General features: G+C 30.1%; 17 protein-coding genes. 3 read left to right on the forward strand and 14 right to left on the reverse strand.

Annotation, left to right across the window (positions count from 1 at the left end; all coding sequences use genetic code 11):
* The first annotated feature begins 4 nt into the window (after window positions 1-4).
* Entirely contained in the window at window positions 5-430 is a 426-nt protein-coding gene (locus tag LNQ49_RS06550; RefSeq protein WP_229987879.1) for a response regulator, read from the forward strand.
* Between the two features lie 11 nt (window positions 431-441).
* Complete coding sequence (locus tag LNQ49_RS06555) at window positions 442-636, forward strand: response regulator transcription factor (protein ID WP_229987880.1); 195 nt, start codon at window positions 442-444, stop codon at window positions 634-636.
* Window positions 637-1056: 420 nt separating this feature from the next.
* On the opposite strand, the gene LNQ49_RS06560 is transcribed toward LNQ49_RS06555, so the two are convergent.
* The 8 genes from LNQ49_RS06560 to LNQ49_RS06595 form a co-directional block, all read right to left on the reverse strand.
* On the reverse strand, window positions 1057-1788 hold the full coding sequence (locus LNQ49_RS06560; protein WP_229987881.1) for a hypothetical protein: 732 nt from the start codon (window positions 1786-1788) through the stop codon (window positions 1057-1059).
* Window positions 1789-1808: 20 nt separating this feature from the next.
* On the reverse strand, window positions 1809-3464 hold the full coding sequence (locus tag LNQ49_RS06565; protein WP_229987882.1) for a hypothetical protein: 1656 nt from the start codon (window positions 3462-3464) through the stop codon (window positions 1809-1811).
* A gap of 961 nt (window positions 3465-4425) precedes the next feature.
* Entirely contained in the window at window positions 4426-6990 is a 2565-nt protein-coding gene (locus LNQ49_RS06570; protein ID WP_229987883.1) for a DUF262 domain-containing protein, read from the reverse strand.
* Entirely contained in the window at window positions 6980-8965 is a 1986-nt protein-coding gene (locus tag LNQ49_RS06575; RefSeq protein WP_229987884.1) for a DUF262 domain-containing protein, read from the reverse strand. The genes LNQ49_RS06570 and LNQ49_RS06575 overlap by 11 nt, the downstream gene beginning before the upstream one ends.
* Window positions 8966-9708: 743 nt before the next feature.
* A complete protein-coding gene (locus LNQ49_RS06580) occupies window positions 9709-10428 on the reverse strand; it encodes a DUF6602 domain-containing protein (protein WP_229987885.1) in 720 nt (239 codons plus the stop codon).
* Between the two features lie 2 nt (window positions 10429-10430).
* Window positions 10431-11366 (reverse strand): AAA family ATPase, encoded by a 936-nt coding sequence (locus LNQ49_RS06585; RefSeq protein WP_229987886.1) that lies wholly within the window; start codon window positions 11364-11366, stop codon window positions 10431-10433.
* Window positions 11366-11878, reverse strand: coding sequence for an HORMA-1 domain-containing protein (locus LNQ49_RS06590; RefSeq protein WP_229987887.1), 513 nt, complete (start codon window positions 11876-11878; stop codon window positions 11366-11368). The genes LNQ49_RS06585 and LNQ49_RS06590 overlap by 1 nt, the downstream gene beginning before the upstream one ends.
* A gap of 4 nt (window positions 11879-11882) precedes the next feature.
* Window positions 11883-12848 carry a CBASS oligonucleotide cyclase gene (locus LNQ49_RS06595; RefSeq protein WP_229987888.1) on the reverse strand — a complete coding sequence of 322 codons (966 nt, stop codon included), beginning with the start codon at window positions 12846-12848 and terminating at the stop codon, window positions 11883-11885.
* A gap of 98 nt (window positions 12849-12946) precedes the next feature.
* Between LNQ49_RS06595 and LNQ49_RS06600 the strand changes: the two genes are divergently transcribed.
* Complete coding sequence (locus LNQ49_RS06600) at window positions 12947-13975, forward strand: helix-turn-helix transcriptional regulator (RefSeq protein WP_229987889.1); 1029 nt, start codon at window positions 12947-12949, stop codon at window positions 13973-13975.
* 35 nt (window positions 13976-14010) lie between these two features.
* On the opposite strand, the gene LNQ49_RS06605 is transcribed toward LNQ49_RS06600, so the two are convergent.
* From LNQ49_RS06605 to LNQ49_RS06630, 6 genes are read right to left on the reverse strand one after another with little or no spacing between them, the layout of a single operon-like run.
* A complete protein-coding gene (locus LNQ49_RS06605) occupies window positions 14011-14715 on the reverse strand; it encodes a hypothetical protein (protein ID WP_229987890.1) in 705 nt (234 codons plus the stop codon).
* 1 nt (window position 14716) lies between these two features.
* Window positions 14717-19264: a DEAD/DEAH box helicase gene (locus tag LNQ49_RS06610; protein WP_229987891.1), complete on the reverse strand. Its 4548-nt coding sequence runs from the start codon at window positions 19262-19264 to the stop codon at window positions 14717-14719.
* A gap of 14 nt (window positions 19265-19278) precedes the next feature.
* Entirely contained in the window at window positions 19279-22716 is a 3438-nt protein-coding gene (locus tag LNQ49_RS06615) for a type I restriction endonuclease subunit R (protein WP_229987892.1), read from the reverse strand.
* A 1-nt stretch (window position 22717) separates the two neighbouring features.
* Window positions 22718-23251 carry a hypothetical protein gene (locus LNQ49_RS06620; RefSeq protein ID WP_229987893.1) on the reverse strand — a complete coding sequence of 178 codons (534 nt, stop codon included), beginning with the start codon at window positions 23249-23251 and terminating at the stop codon, window positions 22718-22720.
* Window positions 23248-24381 carry a restriction endonuclease subunit S gene (locus LNQ49_RS06625; protein WP_229987894.1) on the reverse strand — a complete coding sequence of 378 codons (1134 nt, stop codon included), beginning with the start codon at window positions 24379-24381 and terminating at the stop codon, window positions 23248-23250. The genes LNQ49_RS06620 and LNQ49_RS06625 overlap by 4 nt, the downstream gene beginning before the upstream one ends.
* Window positions 24378-25853 (reverse strand): type I restriction-modification system subunit M, encoded by a 1476-nt coding sequence (locus tag LNQ49_RS06630; RefSeq protein WP_229987895.1) that lies wholly within the window; start codon window positions 25851-25853, stop codon window positions 24378-24380. The genes LNQ49_RS06625 and LNQ49_RS06630 overlap by 4 nt, the downstream gene beginning before the upstream one ends.
* Window positions 25854-26000 lie beyond the last annotated feature (147 nt).

The raw sequence follows: 26000 nt of genomic DNA on the forward strand, positions 1-26000 counted from the left end.
GATTATGATAAAAGTATTAATAGTAGAGGATCACCACCTGTTTGCTGAAGGTGTAAAATCGATGTTCAAACCAGAAGATGGTATTGAAATAGTAGAACATACAAAAAACGGAAATGCCATTCCATCTATCTTGGATACTGTAGCAATCGACGTTATTCTTATGGATATTGATATGCCAATATTGGACGGAATACTCTGTATGGAATTACTAAAAAACAAGGGGTATGACGTGCCAATATTAATGCTGACTATGCACCAATCCATGAAGCAAATCAAGAGTGCGCTTGAAAAGGAGCTCTCGGTTATATTCTTAAAGATGCTTCAAAAGCCGAACTCATACAGGGCATTATTGATACCAGTCAACGCAAGAATTATTTTCACAGTAAAATCAACGAGCAATTGTTTAATTATTTCCGAAACAAAAATCTAAATAAGAACAACATGCAGGAGCTTTCTGAACGTGAAAAGGAAATCATAAAATACGTTGCCGACGGAATGAATACTAAAGCAATATCCAATATCCTTTATATCAGCGAGCATACTGTAAAAACGCACCGAAAAAATATCATGCACAAACTACAGGTAAAAACATCGCCAGAACTAATCAAATTTGCTATTGAAAAAGGCATTATCTGATCCATTTCTCTTCAATATTTTTTTTGATTAGAAAAGACAAGTAAAACGGTCTTATAAAACATAAGTCCCTTTTTCTATCTTTTAACCAGCAGGCTTTCATGTAGATTCCTAAAAAATATATGATTTTATAAAATAAGAAAAGTATTTAAATAAAAAAAGCACCTCGATGAGGTGCTTTTCGCGGAGAAAGAGGGATTCGCCACCTGTATCGTAAGCACTAGTAAACACTGGGTGTCATGTTATGTCAAAAAAAGAAGGGCACTAATAGGTCACTCTTAAAATTCTTAGGTTTATTGACCTCTGTAAATGTAGGAAAAAAAATCGAGATATAGTCGGAGAATTTAGAAAAAACAGGAGGTAATTTTACCTTTATCAAATGTGTAGTATTGGTATCTAGCCGAGCTATTAAGAATATATAAGTTAGTGATTTTGATTAAAGTAATAAATGACAAATGCCATAAGTATTAAAAATGTAATAACAGAAAAAACAGCAAAAATTGTTATTATTATTTTTTGTTTTTTTAGAGTTTTAATAAAATGCTCTTCTGATTTTGAATTTATCAATTCTTGAACAAGTGCTATTTTTTTTTCATTTTCAATGTTTTTAGCATTTAGTTGAGTCAAATAATAATCAATTCCTTCAAATTTAGATTGAATTCTTTCTGTTTTAACTTTCTCTTCTTTAATTTTGTTAATATGAGCTAAAATAATACGTTTAATTTGAACAGCTTGCTCTGAGTTACCATTTGAACTTTGTTCTAAATTTACAGCCATTTTCTCCAGCTGAGCTGTTGTTTCGCTGATTTTTTCAAAAGACAAACCAGAGAGCATAGCTAACTTTCCAATCATTTCAGCTAGAAGCTTTGAATTGTCATTGCTATTTTGGATAAGTTTAGAAATTGAAGAGAATGAAGAGTGTGTTATATTTCTACTCTCGATAATAAAATCAAATAATGTTTCTGATTTCCAACCCAAAAATCTTCTAGTAAAACTCTCGTCATTCTTAGCTTTTTGAAGCGAATTTGATGAGTCATTAATATTTCTAATTAGGTTTTCCGCTGTTTGTTTTGATTCTTCTATTTTATGGTTTATTCCTGAAATAGATTCAATAATTTTTTTTGCTTCAATAACGCTTGTGTTTTTTTCCGACATAAATATCTCTTTCGTATTTTTTATAAACTTTCTAATATTTTTAACAAATCATCATTCTCATCAATGTTTATTTTTGTCCGTTCAATATTGTTCGTGATTAATAAACTTGAGTTTTGAATGTTTTTTAAATTTTCATCAATAGCATTTCTAAATGATTGGATTAAGGGTAAAGTATTTTCAAAAATAACTATTGATTTAATTACAACTTCTGTAGTTGTTACATTGTTAATTCCTAATTGAGCTAAATTTACTTTTTCCTTTTTTTCTAATAATGAATTTTCATCTCCTTGAAGTTTTTTTAGTTCAATATTATTCTTATATTTTTGAAATGCTTGAAGTACCAAAACTGAGCCAATTCCAACGATCAGGCCACTTAAAATAAATGAAATAAATCCAGCGAATGGAGTTGTGAAAGGTAATGCACTTATTAATGCTTTTTCAATTATTTCTTCTAAAGCAATTCCTACTAAACCTAAAACGGCTACTCCAAGAATTTTGAGTGCTTCATTAATTCTTTCTTCCCATGAAAGATTTGAGTCAAAAAGTATTTTAATCGAACTTAAAATTGAATTAAATGCGGTTTTAATAAATTTGAAAATATTCTTGGCAATTTTAAATAAACTATTTAACAACGCATCTACCAAAGATGAAATAAAACCGTTAATTGAATGATTTTTAAATGTTTCCAAAACATCTTTAGCTCTTTCTTTAATATTAGAAGTGATGTTTTTTATACTTTCTTTTACATCGTTTTCTTCTTTTTTTTGGTATTCATTAACTATTTCTACTATTGTAATAGTTAATAATTTTCCAACTGCTGCTTTAGCTGCACCTTTAGCAACATTACCCACAACTATTTTACCTTTCGTTTTTAGACTATATTCAACTGTTTTACTTTCTTTTATATCATTTAATTTGTTAACGCTTTTTTCTACTGTAGCGGACATTTTCTCATTATCGACTTCATGATATTCTTTGTTTGTTTTATTATTGTCCTTACTTGATTTTTGTTCTTTCCATTCCTCGATATTTTCAATTTTAGTTTTGCCTAATGATTGATTCAATTCGCCTCCAATTGCAACTAAATTTTCTTTTGAATTTGCAAAATCTCTCCTTTCTTCAATTGTTGTAACATAATTAAGTACTCTATCTTGACTAATTTCATGAGTTGATTTTACATGTTCATAGTGATAATTTTCCCCATGTTTGTAAAATTTTCCAGTATAAGCACAAATAAAACCTTCAGGATTTTCTTTTTTTAATTCATTGATTGTTTTTTTAAAAGAATTACCTGTAATTTTATCTTTTGTAAGTTCATTTCTATTATAACTCAAATTATTAGTTTTGTTTAGAAAATTTTTGAATTCATCAGGATGGATATTTGTAGTTTTATATTCTTTAGATTTCTCATTTGCTGGTCTTTGATCCCACTCTAAGTATTTTTTATACTCATTCTCTAAATCTATTCCATTCTTAGGCGAAAGACCATCTACTAAGTCAGAAATACCTAGAGACAAAGCAATAGAGTTAATTGCTGTGTTTTTTATAGAGTCCAAAAGTTGTATACTTAACTTTTCTGGATCTATCTCTTCCTTTTTTTTTCTTAAATCATCAATTTCATTTAATAATTGATTGTCTTTATTGCTTAATTCTATTTCAATTTTTTCAAAACGCATATTTTATTTTTTATAAATTATTTAAATCAATTTTTATAGACTATAATTCAAATGTAATATTTTTAGTAAAATTTTAAATTTAATAATTCTCAAATCCCTTCCGTAATTCCTCCTTAATCTCCTCTGACAACCATTTTGGTTCAATAACCCTAACCAAACTGCCATATTTAAAAACTTGTTGTCGAAATTTAAAATTGGGAAAAAAGTTTGAGTTTTTAATACTGAAACTTTTTTTATGATACGTAACTATAAAAATGATAATTCTATTGGCGAAAACTAATATGAAATTAATTTATGAATCATTTTGCGCAGTTTGACATCACGTTTTCTTGTAATTCTAAGTCATTCGAGTTGAATTGTAATTTCTTCTGTTGCTTTTTTGTTTTATAATTCGAATTGAGTCATTTTTTTTGTTACAGGATTGATAAACTTTTTTAGAGATTGAATGAATTTTAAATACGATTATTTGGACCTTATTTTATCTTGTAAGTTTTCAATTTGGGATGTACAGTAGGTATGAAAAAAAAATTACTAAATTGATTTTAAGAATATGCATTTAAGATTAAGCTTCATGGGGTTTAAAAAGAAAAGTAATAGAGGTGAAAGTTATAGTATGCTATAAAAAGAATGAAATTGTAAAGGCATATAATTGGAACTATTTTTTGCATTCTATAATTAAGGGGAAGCTGACTTATCCCCTTAACTATATTATGACTATGAGTAAGAAAATCGGAGTTATTTGTAATTGACGTAACGGTTCCTTTGATAAACTTTTACAAACTTAGACAGTCTTCGTAACTTTTCACCATAAAAAGCAATAGTTATAAAGGCAATTTAATAGTCAGTGTGACAATTTAATGTTTCGGATATCAAAGGTTTTTATTCTTAACATCTTAATTCTCATTTTTTTTTTAGTTTAAGTATGATTGAAAATTAATGTTTTTTTTTGATGATCTTTAAGCTAATTCATTAAAATAGATTTTAGCTCCAATATGAATTTAGATATTTCAGATTCAATATAATTTGTGTTTTTTTCTATTTCACAATTATAAATATTGCTCAAATCAGCTAACTCTCGTGCTACCAACCAACCTAAATTTTGTTTTGAGTGATCTTCTAATTCCTTAACTTTATTTGAACTGTATTCCAGGCCATAGTAAATTTTATCTGGTGCAAACTCGATTGTTAACTTTGCATTCTCTATCACATAAATCGCTTCATTTATCTTGAGATTAATATTGCCTATTTTATTTTTTAAATTAATTCTCCATCCCTTGTAAAAGGTTAAACCTGTTTGGTTACACGTAAGTGTATTCCAATGTTCTGATTCATTTTTGTAATCAGTATTATTTGCTAAAAAAGAAGTAATAAGTTCATTTCTATAGTTAGAAAGTAGAAATTGATTGTCATTATTGTTCCAGGTTTCTTTGTTGTACAAGAAAATATTATTCCAATATGACTGAATTTTTTTGGATTGAGAGTGAGTACTATTTAAAAGGTTTTCACACTTTACTAAATAGTATCTCCATAAAACACTCATGTCTTCATAACCTGAGATAATGTTTTTTAGTGTTTCTTGATAATTATCAATATTAATTAATACTGTTATTACATTATTTACAGCTTTTTGAATTTTGTCATTATCCAATAAAGTAAGCCAATTTTCTTGAGTATTTAGAAGTCGAATATTTTCATTTAAATCACTTTTAGCTAAAATTGCTCTGGTTACCAGATAATTTTCTCTATGTTCTTTGTAGAAAATGGCTTTTGCACAATCTTTTCGCAATATAAATTCTTTTAATTTATAATTTTCGGTTAATAGAAAATCTATTTTTCCTTTGAAAAGTGGATGATTTTCGGTATCTAAAAGCACATTTTCCCAATCTTGCTTCTGAGCGGTCTGTGCATAACGTATTATATTTGCTTTTTTAGTTTCTTCTAAGATTTGCTCTTTTTTAAAACCATTAATCTCTCCGCCTTCAGCAATGAAAGCTATGATGTTATTGCAGTTCTTGGATAAATTATCAATACCTCTAATTGCTCTTGAGAATGATGAAATATCTTCTATTGATGAGTTTTGAACTAGATTTCGAATAATTCTCATCCAACTTTTTATTGATGCAGGATTGTATGAACCATTTTGGGATTGAACTAAATAAATCGCCAAACCATAAAACCTTGCCTTATCAGGATAGGTCATTGTACCGCTAATAAATGATTCAAAAAGAGTTTTAGTTTTAGTATTAAAGAACTTAATTGAAGAAAGGTCTTTTTCAATCTTTTTCATACCAATTCCATTGTCGGATAAGATATTAATTATTGAAAAACTGTCATTCCATCTTTTTTTTGTAAAAACAGGAAGTGTTAATGGTTCTTGATTACTATTTTTAGAATTTACGGTAAGTTCTTCAAAATAATTATTTGGTATATATTTATATTCCCCATCAGATCCCTTGTCGGTAAAGAAAACAACAAGATCTCTAATTAATTTTTCCTCATCAGTTTTTCCATCGGGTTTAAAGTCTTCACTTTGAGCACAAAATATTTGTGCCATATTTCTAAAAAAACGAATGTATTCTTCGTCAATAAGCATATTCTGATCATCTTTGTATTCCCAAAAAAGATCTGCCCATTTGGTGTCTAAAAAATCTTTCCACTCTTCCAGTTCAATATATTTATTGTGGAATTCTTTTTCTTTTCTTTCAACTAATTCCATAAGCCAAGCTTTGAAATTTTCAAAAGAAGTTAAAGGTTTTCCTCTGGCATTCATCTTTACATATAATTCATCGGTAAGGTTGTAATCATCCAAATCAAGAAATTCAAAATTGATTTTATTTTGTTGAGTTAAACAATCCCAATAACCGGCTAGATCCTCTTCATTGCCAAATTGCTCGTAAATTTCATCCAGCATAGTCAGCATTCCTTTTACTGTAGGATCATTTTTCCAGTAGGAAAAAAACCAAGGTGCATTTTCTATCTGTTTTGAAATGAGTTTACTTTTATCTATTTCATTTTGATTTTCTGATAGTGCATAGCAAAAATCTTTTGAACTTGATCGAATGCGATAGCTAAAATTCTTTATGGTATTTATATTGTTTTCATTTAAAGGCATGAGATACCAATGCAATAAATAAAGTGTAGTAAGTCTTTGTTGTCCATCCAATGGAATGAAAGAAGTTTGATGTTTACCTTCAGTTAAAAAGTCTTTTTCTTTGATTTCACAGATAACGTCCAAATCCATATTTTTAGAATATGACTGAACTGCATTTAACATTGCTTTGATAGCGGATTTATTGTCAGCTATTTTTTTAGCATTCTTTATCCCGTTTATTTTTCCATAAACAAAATTAAGGTGTAACTCTTCGCAATTATTTGTGAGCGTTTTTTTTACTTGTTCTATGAAACGTGTTCTGATATCCTCAGATTTTGAATTGTCTCTGCCTTGGGCATAATCTCTTTGTATTATTGGAATTTCGATGCGATGTTCATTAATTAATTGCCAGAAAGTAAAATTTTTATTGCTCATTTGTGTTTTGTGTTATAATGAAATATTTTTTTAAAGTCAGACTAATACTCTCGATATAATTTTCCCTATCAAGATAACCCCAAATGTCCATTTGTGTAATGTTCTTTGTGTAATATTTCAAGAAAACATTTTTTGTACATATTGGTATAAAATGTTTTTCATTATCACTTTCCTGCCAATGCACTTTGTCTGTTTTTATTATATATTTTCGTTTTTCAATAAATCTTTTCTTCCCTAGGCCGCTATTTGTATTGCCATCCAAGAGTGCCATATTACTTAATTTGTGAACACCCATAATGTCTTCGATTGATTCTATTATTTCATTTAAATAATCTCGTTGAACGTTATTTATTTCATCTTCATTCTTAAGATCATTCCAGCTTACTTTTAGTTTTTCAATTAATGGAATAGTTTCTACTTTAAAATTTTCAAAGTGTATTGACAATCCATTCAGTTCCTCAATTTCAATTTTAGATTGATTTTCTTTTTTTCTGAGGTATTCAATATGTTTTTTTATTTCAGTATTCCATGACCTCAATTCATTTTCAAATATTTTCAATTCTGCAATGTTTTCAAAATCATCAGCATTTTGAGCATGTATGTGCTCTAAAGTCCATTTTTCATTTTTAAATTTGTTGAAAGGAAAACGAAATTGCGCTTCACTTTTTTGATACGTTTCGATGTTAAACAATAACAATATCTTAAGAGTATCGCCATAAGAATTATAACTCAGGTTTTTTAAATCGTTAAAATGTACATTTGATTCTTTAAGGTCTTCTTTGATCATTGTTATCAGTTTTTCTAAAAAAATGTCTTTTGTTACATTTTCACTAACCTTAATAATATGTTTTAATGATTTTATTTTTCGATCGACGATAAACCCTATCAGATGGTATTTTTCTTGATCATTAAACCATTCTCTTAATTTTAAAAACAGATTTTTAATTTCGCTCCAAATTAATTGATGCTTGCCCTCTGAGTATTGATGGTAGGCATACAGCTTATCATTCTTTGAGTTGGTTCCTACAATAAGCTCAAACAAAAAATCAATCCGAGTTTCATATTTAGTTTTGTCTTTTTCATTATTGATAAAAAACCAAAATACGTCATCTTGCAATGTTTGCTCTATAGTGTCCCATTCTGATGCAAGCGAGGTTTGTTGGAGTTGTTGAATCTCTATGTTTTCATGTTTTAAATTATTTATAAACAGTGCTTTAATAAGCTCGGCATTGGTAAGTTCAATTTTGCCACTATTTAAATTTCGAAATACGGATTTTGAGTTTTCATGTCTTTTATCTTCATACCATATAAAATGGGTGTGATTCAGTAGGTTTTTCAAAAAAACATCAACTTCACCAATAGAATAAAACCAAGCTTTTATTACCAGATAAGCACCAAAAAAATGATAAACATCTATGTTTTTAAATTTATTCTGGTTTTCGATAAAATTTCCCCACTGAAATTTAATTGATGCATCATTTTTTTTTGCATCATTGCTAAATTCAATAGAATATTGTTCTAATTCATTTGTAATTATATTTAAAAAGCGGGCGCTTTCATCTCTTGTTTGGTATTTAATATTATAAATTGAAGAACTGATAGTTTTTAATATAATATGAATAGTAGTTAGACGTTGTTGTCCATCTATTACTTCAAAACTTTTCTCGTAATTTGAATTAAAATGTTCTTTAATTTTATCTTCAGAAAGTAGTTTTACTGCCAAAGGCTGCAGACAATAAAACACTTCATTTTTAGGATTGAAATATTTGATATCATTTAATAAATCAAGTACTTGTTGTGAAGTCCATTTGTAACCCCGTTGGTATTCATCAATGAAAAAATTATACCCTTCCAGATCTTTAATAGGTCGGGTATATAAATTATTGATTTGATCAATTCCCTTTGCGGGATTCGACTTTTCCGGATTTATTATTTTTGGATTTGTATTTTTTACTACTTCTTGAATATTATCCATACTATTTTTTTATCGACAGCCTTAAAAAGGATTTAAGCCGTATTGTTTGTCTTTTTTTATATTAATAAAATGAAATAATTGTTTTGGTTCTTCAAAAGTACATCTTCACAATGCCAAAACGTCAAACTGTAAAAATGTGTCTGTATTATTTTTGAATATGAAATTATATAGCTTTACTTTATCTGTGATCAATGCTTATCGCATTATAAATATGAAGCTGTAAGTTGTGCATTTATCTGGTGTAAAAAACACATTTACTCGTTTGGCTAAAGTAGAGAATTAAAAAATAGAATAAATACGGAAATACGTAAAGGACCTGATCATTGATGTAAAATTAATTCAAAGCAGACTCCGTCATATCTAAAGCTAATTTTTCGTTTTCCTATTTTAAAATTATAAAAGTAATGGCGCTTACAAGGCGCCATCATCTCTTCTAAAGGAGAACAGTTATAAAAGTATTGAAATAGATTTGTAAGTTAGCAAGACAATATGAACTTGAAAAAAATAGAATTTAATATTTAAAAAGTCGTAAGAATCTGTCCTATAAGAGGTAGATGCTACATCTGTATTATACAGATTATTATAAATATGATCTATTTAAAAGATGTAGATAATGTTCTCTAAATTTTTATATTAAGAAAAGCCTGAAAATATAAATACTTTCAGGCTTTTAGTAACTCAGTCGGAAATTTATGATTGATTTTTAGAAAAGTAGAATGCAATTTTTTAGAAATTGATAAAATTCAATTGCCTAACCATTTAGAATACTCGAGAACATCAATCATTGGAACAGTACCACTAAATTGAAGTTGCGAAATTAATTTAAATAGAAATGCTGTGGCTGGCTTGCCTCCCTGTATAAATTTATATTCTTTACTTTCTGCTTCATAATTAAAATATCCATGAGATGCTATACACCCCATATCTATAATACCTTCTTCTTTTTTTAGTAACGCCATTAAAGATTCTCCCATACCTGGTGTCCAATCACTTTCGAATGTAAGTATGCCGCCTATTATCTTAATTGGTGCTTTAGCAGGAAAAGTGCCGCCCGCATGAGGTATTGGAAGACTTGTTCGATACAACTTTCTCACACTTTCAATTTTTTCATGTGCATAATTAACATACGTTGCATTTATAGACTGTTTAGCCTCAAATACTGCATATACACTTTCTGCTGGGATGATATATTCATCTTTGAAGTTAAAAATGAAAGGTGAATATTGTCTATCAAATATTACAATATCAATCTGTTGACTAAAATTTCCCTTACTGTCAACCACATGTGCTTTTTCTGCGCGGTAGCGTTCCGGCAAATATTTTTGAAGTAATTCTAGCCATATTGTTTCACTAACATCTCCTTTGCTTCCAGGATGATTAAAAGATTTGCGGGCAATCTCTAATTGTTGATGAATATCATCATGTAAGCTCTGAAGCAACGTTTCTAAGGACCAATTTGCCATAATTATATTTCTTTAAAGGGTGAGGTTGGTATAATAGTTTTTGTAATATCAATTGATCGCTTAGCTGTAACGGCATGATTTGGATAGGCATCTAATACAATTGCTGGTAGAAGACGCTGTACAATGTCAGAAAAAGTGTAACCAAACGTTCTCCCTTCTTGAGGACCAGTCAAATCAACGATCTGTTGTACCTCTTCATTTGTGAATCCTAGCTCTTTTAATGGAGTATTCAAAACTTTAGTACGGGAATCTTCATTTGGCCTTTGAAAATAAATAATTTCGGCAGCTCTTCTTCTAATGGCTGGATCAAGTGAATTAGGTCGGTTTGTACACATGATTACAGCTGCGGGAAATTTTCCATTTCCTAAACTGTCGATTCCTCGAATAAAAGCATTTACGCCTGCTTTATCTTCATGATGCATTTGGTCATTTTCTCTTGACTGAGCAAGCGCATCTGCTTCATCAACCAATAAAATTACAGCTCCTTTTGATTTACCAGTTTCATTCTTCAATTTTTTGGCTCTTTCAAGAGTGTATTCAAAAGCTGATGAGACAAGCTGTGTCATTTGACCTACGCGACCTTGACCTCTACTAGATAAGCTCAAAGGAAATAATTCGACATCCAACTTTTCTTGTCTTGCTACAGCATCACCAATTGTGTAAGCCAATTCTGATTTACCGGATCCAACATCTCCAGCAAGTATTATAAGAGGAGGACGTCGATTAACGAAATTTAAAATTTGATTTGCTCCCGAGTGGTGCACACCTATCCATTCTTTTACTCCATTAGGATTAATAAGAAGACTTAATATTTTTTTTATCTTTTCTTTCGTTTCATCAAGGCCTATCAATAATTCAAAACGCATCTGCATTTCGTGATCAGGATAAGAAATAGTTGATTCAAATAATTCAGAAAAAGATGGTTTTATATTTTCCATTAGTAATTTTTTAATGTTGAACGATCAAGGGATTTTCCACCTGAAGAATATGTTTTGTCAGAACTCATGTAACCACTAATACCGGGTGTTGGAGCTCCACCTCGCAGAAAAGGAAGCGTTTTATCAAATGATTCTCTATCTGCATTTGCTAAATTGGAGTATTTAGAGTTGGTTATAAGATAAGAATAAAATGACGCTCCACTGATATCCGCATTTGGGCGTATTTGCCCAGGATCATCATCGCCTGACATTCCTGCCAAATCTTTTGCGGTATACTTAATGGTAGGTTCAATCCAGTTATCGCTACGTTTGAAACCATAACTGATTTCAGATAGGTAACCATTTTTTAAAAATTCTATCAATTCTGTTTCATAAGAACTTATTTCTAGGTCAGATGGCGAACCATAAAAACGTTGTATTCTCTTTAAATCTGTCGCCACTTTAGAAGCTAAATATTTAGCATGAGTGACAGTAAAAGTCTGTGTTTCGGAATTAGTATAACTAGTGCTCATAAATTTATATTTGAAATGAATGGCCAAAAACTTTTTGCCAATAATAAACTGTTTTCTCTTTAGTTGTTGCGGACAATGCTGCATCAATAGCATCTCCTGCATCAATTGCGGCTTCAACTATTAAATCTGCTTGCTCATTAGTATAAAGTCTTGCTGCATTATTTGCTGAATTCACAGGATCTATAATTTTAACAGGACTTGTATATTGTGGTATAGAAGATGATGAATAATAGTCGTTAAATACAATAAGATCGCGAAGATTGCTAGTAGCCAGATAAGTAAAAAAGTTTTGCAAAGCTTCTGGATAATCAGAAAAAGATTTCCCTTGATCAAGAAGTTTTGACATTACTAACTCAACCATAAAAGATTTGAATCGGAAGTTTGAATTCTCAAGTTTCATATTCTTAACCCAATATTTAGCTAACCTTATAACTTGTGCAAAATGTTGATCCTGCTTTTGCTTTCTCGTTCTAATGAATTCTAAATGTCTTGGAATACAGGTTTCTAACAAAGAACCATCTTCTTGGCTAACTAAGCAACCGTACCAATCAGGATCTCCATAGTAAAGGATAGGTACTATGTCAACATCTAATCCAGTACCTTTGAATGAAATAGTAACACAATAAGTTTTAGGTTGAACCTGGCTAGGATCTAAATTAGGAAAAGCCTTTCTTAATTTTTCTGCTAAATACGAAATTAGTTCAGCTATATCTTTAGGGGCTTCGGAACCACTAATATAACAGGCCATATCAATATCATTTAGATTCTTTAAAGCGGTTCCTTTTGCTAAACTTCCCGATAAAAGAATTTTTTTTAAGGAAAAATTTGGATGATCATTTAAATAACCTACAACTTTTTCTCTTACTCTTTGAGCTTGAGCTCTGTAATCATCAGCAATTTCCTTAGGTAAATTTACCTTATCTTTAGCAAATTGTAAGATGTCACCATGTGTTACGTGTTCTCTCGACATTTTTATATATTTTTATTATCTAAGTACAAAGCTCGTTTCTAACTATGCAGATTTAGTGCATAGAACTTAAAAAAATAAAAAACGTTATTTCAATAATTATGGCTATCACTAAAACTCCATTGACTCGATATAAAATTCTAGATATTTGTTTTAGGAACAGATTTAAAAATTTTGATATAGATAGTCTTCTTATTAAAGTAAATAATGATTTAATTGAGTTATATGGAGATAGCAGTCACTGTATACAAAAAAGACAACTTCAGCAGGACATTGCATTTATGAAAAGTGAAAAAGGTTGGAATATTGAGTTGCAAGAAGAATACGATGGCAAAAAGAAAATTTATCGATATAGTGACTTAAACTTTTCGATTAATAATGCACCTTTAAATGATGTTGAGATAAGCGAATTTCAATCAGCCTTAAAAACATTGTCTCAATTTGAAGGAATGCCTCAATTTAATGGCATTCAAGAAATTTTAGTGAAATTAAGATCTGATTTAAAATTTGCTGGTTCTGAAGAACCCTTTGTAAGCTTTGAGAATAATCAGGATTTAAAAGGTTTGCAATTCTTTAGAGAATTATATGATGCTTTACAAAATAAAACAACACTTGAAGTTACTTATAAAGATTTTAAAAGCCCAGAACCATATACCTTTATTTTTCATCCACATTATCTTAAACAATATAATAGCCGTTGGTTTATCTTTGGATTGCATCAGCAAACCGGAAGACAAAATTGTAATTTAGCAATTGACAGGATAATCTCAATCAATGCAAGTAATGTTCTATTTACAAAAAGTATTATAAATTGGTCTGATTATTTTTCTGATATGATAGGAGTTTCTAAAAGTGATGGCGCTCATGAAGAAGAAATAGTTTTACAATTTGATGAATTAACGGGAAAATATATGGAGAACAAACCAATTCATGAAACTCAAAAACATAAATGGGCAGGGGATAAATTGGAGTTAAAAATTAAATTAATTATAAATTATGAACTTGAACGCTTGATATTGTCTTATGGTGACTGTGTAAAAGTTATAGCTCCAGATCATCTCAAGGAAAAGATCAAAGAACGCTTAAAAAATGCTCTAGATTTAAATCTAGAAATTACAGATTTTAATTAAAAATAATTTCCAGTTATAGTTCTTAAAAATTATATTTATTTTTTAATCAATGCAATAAATATTACAGTAACAACAAGCAAGGCTATGATAATGAAATTTAGTTTTTTATTCAGAGCGGCTTCTTTTCTTAGTGATTCTGTTGCTGTAATAATTGATGATAATTTGGTTTCAGATTCATTTATTTTATCTAATAATTCATTTTTATTTTTTTCTTGGGTTTCAGTTAGTGAATCGATTTTTAGACAAATTTCTTTTTGATTTTTAGCAAGTGTTTGTTCAATTTCGCCAAAGTTTTTAATAATGTTATTAAAGTTTTGTGATATGGATGTCAAAATGCTATTAATTCCATTTACAGAAATAAAAACTTCTGATAGTTTGCTTTGATGCTTATTAAAGTGATCTTCTAGATCAATTTTTGATAAACGCGTAATTTCAGCTTTAAAATCGTCATTTACCTTTTGAAACTGTGAAATATTACTTTCTATTTGATTTATATTTTTAACCAATAAGTCATTGTTTCCATCAACGAATAATTTTACTGAACTTCCAAGGTTATTATTATATTCCGTTGCATGTTCAATTATTATTTGAAACTTTTTTCGAAACTCTTCGGGTAATTTCTCATTACTATCTTTTAACTCCTGAATTCTTTCTTTTAAATTTTCTATTTGTTGTAACTCTGATTTTAATTTGTCTAATTGCTCGTAATTATCAGATAAAATTTGGTCTATATTATTCATATTATAAATCGTTTAAGCTATTGTTAATTTTTTGTGCAAATTTGGTTGTAATTCTAAGCATTAACCTGTGTTTTGCTCTTTTTATAAATTCTTTTGAATTTTCAAACTTCACTTCTTGGGATAAAATTTGCTCAAAATGATATAACTTCTTTTCAAAATCTATATAATTGTTGCTTTTGTCATATAAATTTTCAAACCCTTCCATAAAATATTTTTCTGCTTCTTCAAAATAATATGAATTATTTAATCCGAAACTTGCATACGCATAAAGTAGTTTTAAAACATATTCATCATTAGTTTCTTCATTTGCAATTGAACGCCAAATCCTTTTGCAAGAACCTCGCATCATTTTACATTCATTTATGAATGATGCCTTATTGTTTAATATGTTGGTATATTTTTCAAAGAGTTTCCATTTTTTAAATTCATTATTTTTAAAATCATCGATTAACGAACGCGGCTCATCATCTTCAATAAATTCACTCTTAGCATATTTTGCATTAAAGTAATAGTACATAAGCTGTTTGAAATGACTATTATATTTTGAATTTATGAATCTCAGATTTGTTTCCTTATTCTGATCAATACTTTCGGTGATGAATTCTTTTATGTCGTCAATTGCTCTTTTTCTTTTCTTAACAATATCTGAATAGGTGAATTCTAGAATAATTTTTATCGATTTTTTAATTGTATTGAACGTGTTCAGATCACTGCAGATCTTTTCTAATTCTTCGATCTTTAATTGTGTTTTTTCTTTGGATAGGTATTTTAATAAATGATTTTTTGTAGCATTAATATAAAAGTTTTTATCGTTTTTATTTATGCTGATAGTAACCAATCCTTTGTTATAATCTATAGTATAATCTGAGATAAATTTAATGCTATATAAGCGGTAAATAATTCGTAGTATATCCTGCCTGTTAATATTTGAATAATATAATTCCTTATATTGTTTTTTATTATTGGCATAGGTACCAGAATTTAAAATTTCAATATTCCAAGTTTCTTCAATTCTTTGAATATAATCTGTAAAATCAGTCGATTGTTTTTCTAAGGCTTCTAAATAGATTTGGACATTGTGAATACTTTGGGTAGTTATTAGATCGAAATCTAAAATTATTTTATTAGATAAACTGTCTTTAGTTAAGTCTAATGGTACAATAAATTTTAAGTTACTACTTTTTGACTCAAAGAAATCTTTTAATGATAGACCATAATTAATTATGTTTTCAACTGGTTTACTTACATATTCGTAAAGGGTTGTATTTGGGCTGTTTCGTTTCCATTTTTTACATATAAAATCAAAAACATCATTTGTAAGAGTTACATCCATGACGCCACCAGTGTTTCCGAAATTAAAATCCACCGACAAATTACCAACTCCATTTGCTCTTATAATTTTACCAAAAACAATATTATCCGCATTTCTTAGCCAAATATTTCCTTGATAAGGACCATCCGGGGTTAAATAAAATTGTATTTTGATATCATTCTCAAGATTAAAAATGTCTGTAATTTGTTTAAATACTGTTTTGTTAATTACTTCTTTTCTAGTAAAAAAACGTTCTAATTGATATAATTCAGTTTCTATTCCTTTAAAACTATTTTTGTGAAAGAAATCATGTATGCTTTCATCTAAACTATACGATAGAATTGTGTTTTCTTCTCGTATTTCATTAGGGGCTATTTTAAAAGTTTCAGTGAGATTCGGAACAATTAACATTAAGTCATTTAGTAGTGATTCTTTATTTGATTGTCGTAATCGGGAGAAGTTTTCTCCGTCAAACATTTCATTTATGTACCTCAATTTTATTCTGGCTTCTTTCGGAAAATGTTTAATATAGTTAGGATTTAAGAAATAAAATTCTTCAGTATTAATTAAATTCACACACAAAGATTTTTTCTTATCTCTGCCTGCTCTACCTGCTTCCTGAATATAACTTTCAGGCGAAGAAGAATAGTTGACATGATAAACAACTCTTACATCTTCCTTGTCGATTCCCATTCCAAATGCTTTAGTGCAAACCATATAACTGGTTTTGCCATCTAAAAAATCATTAAAGTGATTATTTATTTCTTCACTCAAACGTCCTGCATCATCATTACCAATAAAGTAAGATTTGTTGGCATCATTTATTTTTAAATTTTCAAATATTTCTTTTGGGTTTTGGCCATTGTGTACTCTTCCGGTAACTCCTAATATTCCTTTAGTGCTAGGACAAAATATTATTGACGTTGTACGCTCAGATTTTAAGGTTTCTGGAATCGCATTGATAGCTTCTATTTCATTTTCAATTGCAGATTTCAATTCACTTTTTCCAATTTTATCTACCTCAAACTCATGGTAATGTTGATTTAAGGAATTTGAAATAACTTCATAATCAATGGTTTTTAATTTTTGAATACTATTTTGAACATACCCGTTTAATTTATCTCTTTTAATTAAACCGATTTTATTTTTTATGTCTCGATCTGTAATAGTATAATCTGAAATTTTTGCATTACATTCAATAAAATCGAAAAACAATTCTTTTCTAATTGTATTATCAATCAAAATTACTGCGTTTGCGGCATCATCATGGTTAATATTCAACTCTCTTTCAATATCAGCTAAAACGTCATATGAAGCTGTTGCTGTTAGTCCTACCAAGGTGACTTTGCCTTTTCTGGTTTTAATGAATTTTTGAGCATTTTTGCCCAACATTAAATAGGTAGAACGGAAGTCATGTCCCCATTCAGATAAACAGTGAACTTCATCAATAATGCAGAAGGAGAAGGCTAATTTGTATTTTGTATTGTCAATAGTATTTATTATACCTCTAAAATCTTCCATTACAAATCTTTCTGGAGATACAAACAGAAATTGAGTTTGCCCAAACTTAAGATCAATTAACTTACTTTGTTTTTCCTCTCTTTTTAAATTGGAATTTATGTAATCGCAGCAGTCAATCCAATTATTGTTTAAAACCCTAACTTGATCTTCCATTAAGGATTTAATTGGATCGACGATTAAGCACAAGCCAGGTTGTAAAAATACTGGCAACTGGTATGTTAATGATTTTCCGCCACCTGTTGGTAATAATCCTATAACTGGTTTTTGTTGTAGTGATCTTGAAATAATTGGTAATTGACCTGGTCTAAAATTTGATTTCCTGAAAATATTTTTGATAAAGAAATTAATATGTTTTTCATACTCTACAACATTAATAAAAGAGCCGTCTCCTTTTTTATTTACTAATTCTTTATAATGCAGTAAATTAGCGCAGTATACTTTTTTATTACTTTCAATACTATTATCAAAATAATGTGATGAACGAATATCTATAACCTCACGAATAGTATATTTTTTCTCTCTATAGATTTTAGAACGCTTGAGTATGGAATGATCAATTATTATATCGAAATCATTTGATCCGAAATAAATTTCATTTTGAGGTTTGACATTGCAATGTAACTTTTGATTAATTACCCATTTTTCATTTTCAAAGATGGATAATTCTATTTTTGGTAACTGCAACTTTTCTGTTTCTTCTAATAAGGCGTTTAGATTTATAAAAATTTCTTCTAAGCTTTTTAAAGCCAAAGCACCACAAGGTAAATCTCTTTCAATGATTGCTATTTGGATAGATTCTTTCTTAAATAAATCTGGATTTGCAATTAAGTGCTCTAGGAGTGTTTTTTGAATTCTTGCAACAGCAAAAGGTATGAAGATTAAACTGTATGCTTCTAAAAATTCATGAGGTTTTCTAAGGAAGTTTTTTTCAAAAATTTTATATAAATCTTCAGAGAACAATTTCTCATAGGGAATTGAATTTTCATTTATATCCTTTTGTTCAAACCTAAATGTTTCCGCATCAGCTTCTTTTGATGCTAGATCTCGATTTGTATCATAATGTAAATATTCATCCAATAAATGATGAGGACCATCTATTTCAAAAATTCTAGTTTTATATTCCGATCTATTTTTATTATCATTCCAGTATAGATACGGAGATGTAAAGCTGAAATCAACTGTTTTTCCACCAATCATTTCGGGGTTTATGCTGGCAAAATCTCTTTGTGTTTGGAAAAGCTGCTTAATAAACTGATGATTTCCTAAAAATTTATGCTCTAATTTGCTACCTAATTCCCCAACATAATTTTCATCATTAATCTTTAAACTGGGTTCTATGACGTGAAACAATTCAAAGACAGTCTTAAAACTTAATTCTTTAAGCGATACAGGGTATTCTAATGCATATTCATTGCTATTTTTCTTTACCAAGCCAATTTCCACAAATTTTTCTTCTACAATAATTGGAGCTTTTGTTGGTAAACCTCTTGTAATAATATTATTTATAGTGGCTAAAACCGGATGTATATTGTTGTGATCAATTTTATGTTTATATGGAAATTCAACATCAAATGAACTGAGATTTTTAAGCAGTCCTTTTACTTTGTTGATTTCTTCATTTCCATTTTCATTAAAGTAATTAAGTGGCTTGAAATTCTCAGTAATTAAATTACTTACAGCATCTACTATATATCCTGCTTTGAATTGTTTTATCATACTTAATTCAAGATTTAAGCTATAGAAGCATTTTCGTTTATCTTTTCAATAATACTAATCACTCTATGTGCATCACTATCTTCGAAAATACCTAATAAACCGTTGTCATTAATGTCAGTGAAAGGTGACTCGAAAAGCATACTTGGTTCAATCGTGCCGTTTTTCGTTAAATGCGTGATTATATTTTGAATAAAAATCATTTGGTCGGCTCTAAGGTTTCCGGCTTGCAGAAACTCTGAAAATGCATCCTGTGCTGCTTTAACTTCGAGTCCAATAATACTGCGGATAAATTTACCTAAAGGTTCAGTTCCGTATTCTTTAGTAAAGTCTAAATAAGTGCCTCTCTCAGTTCCATCAAACAAAATTTCTTGTAATAAAGCAAGTTCTTGTGAGGTGATAGGTTGGTTAGAAGACAACTTTGAAATGGTAATGTTGTGTTTATTTTCTCTAATAAAACTTTCTACTCTTCTTCTGTAGGCATTACCATAGGTTGATGCCATTTGTGGTTCATTAACAACAGTAATTATATCTTCATCTTGCAAGTCTAAATAGAATATCTCTTTGTTTGCTTTATCTAAATAGTGAATCAACTCGCGAAGTTCTTCTCGTACTTCATTTAATTTTTTTTGTGAAATTGCTTTGAAAAAGTCGGCTCTCTTGATGTCTTCAATTAATCCTTTTGCTCTTAAAACTGCTGGAATAGTATACTTTTGACTTAATCCCTCACATATTTCAACCAGTGCTTCTTGGTATTTTACTTTGTAGTTGTTGGTCATTAAAGTTGCTATTTGAAGCTTTAGCATCATCAAATCAAATCTTCGTGCTGATTCATTTATGGTTTCAGGTGCAGGTAAATCAGACAGGAACTCTTCAATAATATGTACATCACTAGAGTCAAGATTTGACCAACGACTTCTTTCAGCAAATTCAGCAACATGTCTGGATTGCATATTTACCTGAAACCTGTCTTTGTCTAAGTGACTAATAGCATAATGTAAAATATCTCGTAAGTTGTTGGCTAATTCTATATCATCAGGCTCACCAGTTTCAATTAATAATCTGCTTAAATGCAAACGGTCTTCAAATATTTGTTGCGTTATTGGTTTGGCTATTTTATTTTCTTGTCCTTTTTTCTCAATATCAAAAAACTCAAAGTTTTTACAAACATCAAAAATTAAGAAATGATCTTTAGGCATATTTGGTCCATAAACATCCGGACACAAACGAGTACCTCTACCAATCATTTGCCAAAATTTAGCATAAGAACGTACTACTTTAAAAAAGACTAAATTCAGTACTCTAGGAGCATCAATACCAGTGTCCATCATATCTACCGATACAACTATTTGTGGATTATTTTCGATGTAATGGTCACAAAATAGGTCAATTAGACTTTGTGAATGTGACACTTCATTGTGAATCATAGAAATAAAACCGGAAGGCTGTTCTGGATAACGTTCTAAAAAGCAATCAACAATAAATTTTGCATGTGTTTGATTTACGGCAAAAATTAAAGTTCTACCTAGTTTATCGCCACCTTCAATTTTCAAACCTTGTTCCATTAGAGTGTCTAAAACTTTGAAAACAGTGTCTTTGTTAAATAGCCTTTTGTTCATTTCATTGGCTCTTATTTCCTCGGGAAAAATACCTGTGGTTTTGTCTGCAAAAGTCTCTTCGTATTTGGTTTTATCGGTATCAGAAAGTTCACTGTACTTAATTCCCTCTCTAATGAACTTGGTAGAAATATCAATGTTTTTATACGCACTTAGATAAGTAGGTACTGCTTCGTGAAGCTCATACAAGAAAGTAGGATCTTCATTACTACAACCAAAAAGTTCAAATGTATTGTGGTCAATACCATCTTTTGGGGTTGCTGTCAACCCAATTATTGAGGCATCAAAATAATCAAAAATAGCTTTGTATCTATTGTAAATAGAACGATGTGCTTCATCTACTATGATTAAATCAAAATGTCCAACACCATAGAAACGTTCTTCTGCGTTTCGGATATTGTCAATTTTATTCATCATAGTAGGGTAGGTACTAAACACTAATCGTGTAGTGTCGTTCTCTTTTTCCTCAGTTAAATCTATAGAAGTTAGATCGGGTAAATGTTCGCCAAAACTTTTCTTTGCTTGTCTCACTAAAGCATTTCTATCTGCTAAGAATAATACACGTTTTACCCAATTGTTTTTAAACAGTACATCAACCATTGCAGCAATAGTTCTAGTTTTTCCACTGCCAGTAGCCATAACTAATAAGGCTCTTCTTTTATTCCCACAAATTCCATTTTTGTTTTCTGTAACAAAGTCTTCGGCAACATTTTGAATGGCTAGAAATTGATACGGTCTGTTTACAATATTTGTATTAATAATAGCCTTACGAATGTCTTTGATGGTGTTTCTTTTCTGAATCAACCATTGCAATTCTTCTTTAGTGTAAAAGCCATAAATACGTCTGGGCGAACTATAAAAAGTATCTTCCCAAATTTTAGTTTCGTAACCATTGGTGTAAAAAATGATAGGTCTTTGCCCATGTATTTTTTCAATACAATTGGCGTATAAGAATGCTTGGTGTTTTCCCACTTCAATATCTTTGGTAGTACGTTTAGCTTCTATTATAGCCAAAGGCTTTCCGTTATCATCCCACAATACATAATCTATAAAACCATTTCCCTTTGGATTATCGACGCTGATTGGCATACCCGAAACGGGATATTCTAAATCTCTTCCAATGCTTAAATCAAACCAACCGGCTTCTTTTAGTAAAACATCAATTAGATGTTGTCTGGTTTCGGATTCGTTGTATTCTGAAGTAAGGGGTTGTAAACGGGTTTGTTTTTGTTTTTTTAGTTTTACAACTGCTTGAGCAGTTTGCTCTTTAAAGTCAATTAATGAGGCTTCACTTTCTTCTGCTTTCGCTAGAATTTCTTCTTTTTCCTTTTCTAGTGTGGCAATTTGCTCTTGAAGTAATAAAAAGGCTTTCTCTTGTTCTTTCTGTACTTCTTTTAACTGTCTTTGTTTTTCGCCTAATTTAGGAACGAAACCGGCATCAAAATGTTGTGGTAACTCAGGAATGTGTTTGCTGTAGTTTAAAGCAAACCACTTGACGAAATCATAAGTATAACGAATACTAATATTGGCTTCTTTACTTGAAATACGTTGTCCAAAATGAACGGCATTGTTTCCCGTTTTTCGAACAATATGTAATCCCTCAGTTAGATGAAATGGAATAATGTTTTTAATTTCTTCGGAAGTCATTAAGTTAACCAGTTCCGTATTAAAAGGTTTTTCGATATGTTCTATATTATACATAAGGTACATACATTCCTCTAATGCTAAACGGCAATAAGTGGCAGTAGAAACAGGTTCTGTACTTACCCGTTCTTCTGCTGTTTTTAACTTTTGATAAAGTGATAACCACTCTTCTTGAAGAAATTTAAAGTTGCTCATACTAAAATTCAATTATATATTGTGATTCAATAGATTTTACAAGTTTTCTTTTCTCTAAATTATCTAATGACCCATTTGTATTTATTTTATAATGATTTTCGTAAATTAAGTTAAATGACTGATTGAAAAAAGGCTGGTTTTCATAAAGATGCCTACTTGAAACATCTTGTTCCGCTTGTTGTAAATTATAGGTATATTCCGCAATTTCTGTAATGTAATTCGTAGAAATATTATCTACAATTATATTATTGTGCAAAGGCCAAGTCCAATCTGTGTCAGTTAAAATATCGGGTTCATAGGTATAAATAGGTAATGCATTTACAGGAATTTTAATTGTAACTAAAATAAAAATGTCACCATCTTTTATCTCATGTAGCTGAGAGTTTATGACTACATTAATAATTCCTTGGTCATTAGTCCTTAAAACACAGATTCCTTTTTGAGAACGTTTTATACCATGAGTTTCTATACTAGCTCTATTTTTAACGGGACTTATATGGTAAAAAACACCCGTATTTTCTAAATAATTTCTCATGCCAACTCTCCTTTAAATGCCTTTTGCAATAGACTATTAAACAACTCCTCTGATTTTTCTAAACTCTTTTGCGCAATAGCTTTTTGTTCTTCTATTAAAGTAACTCGCTCTTCAAATTGGTTTTGTAATTCAATTGGTGGAATAACTAATTTAAAAGAATTGATTTTAGTTAATGTATACCTTTGAATAGCTGCGCCAGACATAAATTCAGATAAAAGTTTGCTTTTGATTTTTGGATTATTTAACCAATTACAAAGAAAATAACTGTTGATAATCTTCTTATTTGGTTTAATTAATGCTAAACTTGACAACATACTAAATGGTTCATTAAATGTATTAATACAAGCAATTCCAGTTGTAGCACCATCCTTTATATAAAGTACATCACCATATTCAGGAGTACATCTTTTGTAAATCTCATTATGAGCTTCTTCGCTTATATAAGTGGGTTTTGAATAAAAATCAAGTCCATGCTTTTTAACATGTTTTGCAGTAATATATGGAAAACCTTTATCTTGTGGTTCAGGTGAGAAATGTGTTCCATCCGTAATTTTAGTACTAACAGACTTCAAAGATGCCTTTTTCCACCCCTTAGGATTACTCACAGGATCCCCAAACATATCCAAGAAAAGTGCCTGTGTTAGGTCATCATACTTTGCTATCAGTGCTTTGTTATTCTTTCTTAATTCATCTGTGGCATCGAGAATGTTTGCTATTTTTTGTTGTTGGGGTAATGGGGGTAATGGTATTTGTAGGCCTTCAAGAATTGGTCTTGAAAGGTGAGGTATTGTTGCACCTGTACAATTTTCTTGCAAATAAGTAAATTTTGATTGTAAAAATCTTCCAACAAATGCACTGTTAACTTCTTTTATTTTTGGAGTGAGTTTTGCCAGGGTACTTCCAATAACTCCTTCTAAATTATAACCAACAGTTCCTGCATTTGCTCCATCCCATGCAATTAGAACGTCATCTTTTGTACACAAAATATTTGAAGTAGAATTAGATGCAAACTTAATAACATCATCATTCCTAAGATCACCAATTTGTATGTACCTTAGTCCAGTATCTATGGAAGTTTCAGTTGCTTTTTTACCCTTTGAAATTTTAAAAACATCACCTAATTTTTTCATCCCAACAATTCTTCTAAAATTAATAATTTGGTTTTATTTTCTTCTTGAAGATTTTTGATGTCTCGAATAATATTAGCTGGTTTGCCATAAGCTACTTCTTCATAGACTACTTCCTTATATCTGTTAATTGACAAATCCCAATCATTGGCTTGAAGGTCAGCAACAGGTACTAAGAAACTTTTATCGGTACGTTTTCTGTCGACTTCAGCACTTAGATTAAGATATCTTGAAACAATATCAGGAATGTCATTGTCTTTGGTTTCACTACGTTTATCATCTAAAGTATACCCATCAGCTTGCATGTCATAAAACCAAACGTTATCAGTACCACCAGTTCCAGTTTTGGTAAAAAACAATACAGCAGTACTAACTCCTGCATAAGGTTTAAAAACGCCACTTGGCATAGAGATTACGGCATCTAATTTGTGATTTTGTACAATTTCGCTTCGTATTTGTTTGTGTGCGTTCGATGAGCCAAATAAAACACCATCGGGTACAATTACGGCACATCTTCCGCCAGTTTTCATCATACGTAGCATTAATCCTAAAAACAGCAATTCTGTTTTCTTAGATTTTACCACTTTTAGAATAGAACTTTCTACACCATCATAATCCAAACTTCCTTTAAAAGGAGGGTTGGCTAGTATCAATGAGAATTGATCTCTTACATCAGCATTACTTTCGCTTAAAGCATCTTTACCAATTAAGTTGGGGTTTTCTATACCGTGTAATTGCAAGTTCATAGCGCCAATACGCAACATGGTATTGTCAAACTCTACACCTGTAAACATTTTACTATTGTAGTGGTCTCTAAATCCTTTTTCGTGAAACCAATCCGGATGATTTTGGTGTAGGTATTCTCCGGCTGTAATTAAAAATCCGGCCGTTCCTGCTGATGGATCACAAATAGTATCTTCTTTAGTAGGTTGTACCATGTCCACCATCATTCTGATAATATGTCTTGGTGTACGGAATTGTCCGTTAGTTCCTGAAGAAGCAATTTTGGATAGCAAGTATTCGTAAACATCACCTTTGGTGTCACGGTCTTCCATTTTGATTTTGTCCACCATTTGCACTACTTGGTCTAGTACTCTCGGTGTGGGAATCATAAAGGTAGCGCCAGACATGTACTTTGCAAAAACACCATTTTCAGTACCTACCTGTTTCATGTGTTCAAACACAGAAAGTCCATCTACCACTGGTTTGGTAAATAAATCAAACATAGTTTGAGGATCATTATTTTTGAATGAACTCCATCGTAATGCATGTTGTACTTCTGTATAAATTACATTGGTAACAGGCTGTTTTATCATTGCTGCTTTACGTTCTTCCAGCAACTGTGTTTCGTCTAATCTGCGTATAAAAAGTAAGTAGGTAAATTGCTCAATTACTGTTAGTGGGTTTGAAACACCACCAGTCCAAAAGGACTCCCATATTTTATCTACCTGTGATTTAATTTCTCCTGTTATCATTATTCATTTATTAAAGTCATTTTGTTACTCAGCTATTATACCTCCCAATTTCTTCAGCAAATGCTAGTCATACTAATCTTAGGAAGCGATTTTACAGCTAAGAAGTGCCTAAATTAGCTTTTTTTTCTCTAATATCATTTTTGAATT

The sequence above is a fragment of the Flavobacterium pisciphilum genome (assembly GCF_020905345.1).
GTDB classification, from domain to species: Bacteria; Bacteroidota; Bacteroidia; order Flavobacteriales; family Flavobacteriaceae; genus Flavobacterium; species Flavobacterium pisciphilum.

Excerpts from the sequence above, each read along its gene's own strand:
- LNQ49_RS06550 (WP_229987879.1), top strand. The coding sequence starts at position 5 with ATGATAAAAGTATTAATAGTAGAGGATCACCACCTGTTTGCTGAAGGT.
- LNQ49_RS06555 (WP_229987880.1), top strand. The coding sequence starts at position 442 with ATGCAGGAGCTTTCTGAACGTGAAAAGGAAATCATAAAATACGTTGCC.
- LNQ49_RS06560 (WP_229987881.1), bottom strand. The coding sequence starts at position 1,788 with ATGTCGGAAAAAAACACAAGCGTTATTGAAGCAAAAAAAATTATTGAA.
- LNQ49_RS06565 (WP_229987882.1), bottom strand. The coding sequence starts at position 3,464 with ATGCGTTTTGAAAAAATTGAAATAGAATTAAGCAATAAAGACAATCAA.
- LNQ49_RS06570 (WP_229987883.1), bottom strand. The coding sequence starts at position 6,990 with ATGAGCAATAAAAATTTTACTTTCTGGCAATTAATTAATGAACATCGC.
- LNQ49_RS06575 (WP_229987884.1), bottom strand. The coding sequence starts at position 8,965 with ATGGATAATATTCAAGAAGTAGTAAAAAATACAAATCCAAAAATAATA.
- LNQ49_RS06580 (WP_229987885.1), bottom strand. The coding sequence starts at position 10,428 with ATGGCAAATTGGTCCTTAGAAACGTTGCTTCAGAGCTTACATGATGAT.
- LNQ49_RS06585 (WP_229987886.1), bottom strand. The coding sequence starts at position 11,366 with ATGGAAAATATAAAACCATCTTTTTCTGAATTATTTGAATCAACTATT.
- LNQ49_RS06590 (WP_229987887.1), bottom strand. The coding sequence starts at position 11,878 with ATGAGCACTAGTTATACTAATTCCGAAACACAGACTTTTACTGTCACT.
- LNQ49_RS06595 (WP_229987888.1), bottom strand. The coding sequence starts at position 12,848 with ATGTCGAGAGAACACGTAACACATGGTGACATCTTACAATTTGCTAAA.
- LNQ49_RS06600 (WP_229987889.1), top strand. The coding sequence starts at position 12,947 with ATGGCTATCACTAAAACTCCATTGACTCGATATAAAATTCTAGATATT.
- LNQ49_RS06605 (WP_229987890.1), bottom strand. The coding sequence starts at position 14,715 with ATGAATAATATAGACCAAATTTTATCTGATAATTACGAGCAATTAGAC.
- LNQ49_RS06610 (WP_229987891.1), bottom strand. The coding sequence starts at position 19,264 with ATGATAAAACAATTCAAAGCAGGATATATAGTAGATGCTGTAAGTAAT.
- LNQ49_RS06615 (WP_229987892.1), bottom strand. The coding sequence starts at position 22,716 with ATGAGCAACTTTAAATTTCTTCAAGAAGAGTGGTTATCACTTTATCAA.
- LNQ49_RS06620 (WP_229987893.1), bottom strand. The coding sequence starts at position 23,251 with ATGAGAAATTATTTAGAAAATACGGGTGTTTTTTACCATATAAGTCCC.
- LNQ49_RS06625 (WP_229987894.1), bottom strand. The coding sequence starts at position 24,381 with ATGAAAAAATTAGGTGATGTTTTTAAAATTTCAAAGGGTAAAAAAGCA.
- LNQ49_RS06630 (WP_229987895.1), bottom strand. The coding sequence starts at position 25,853 with ATGATAACAGGAGAAATTAAATCACAGGTAGATAAAATATGGGAGTCC.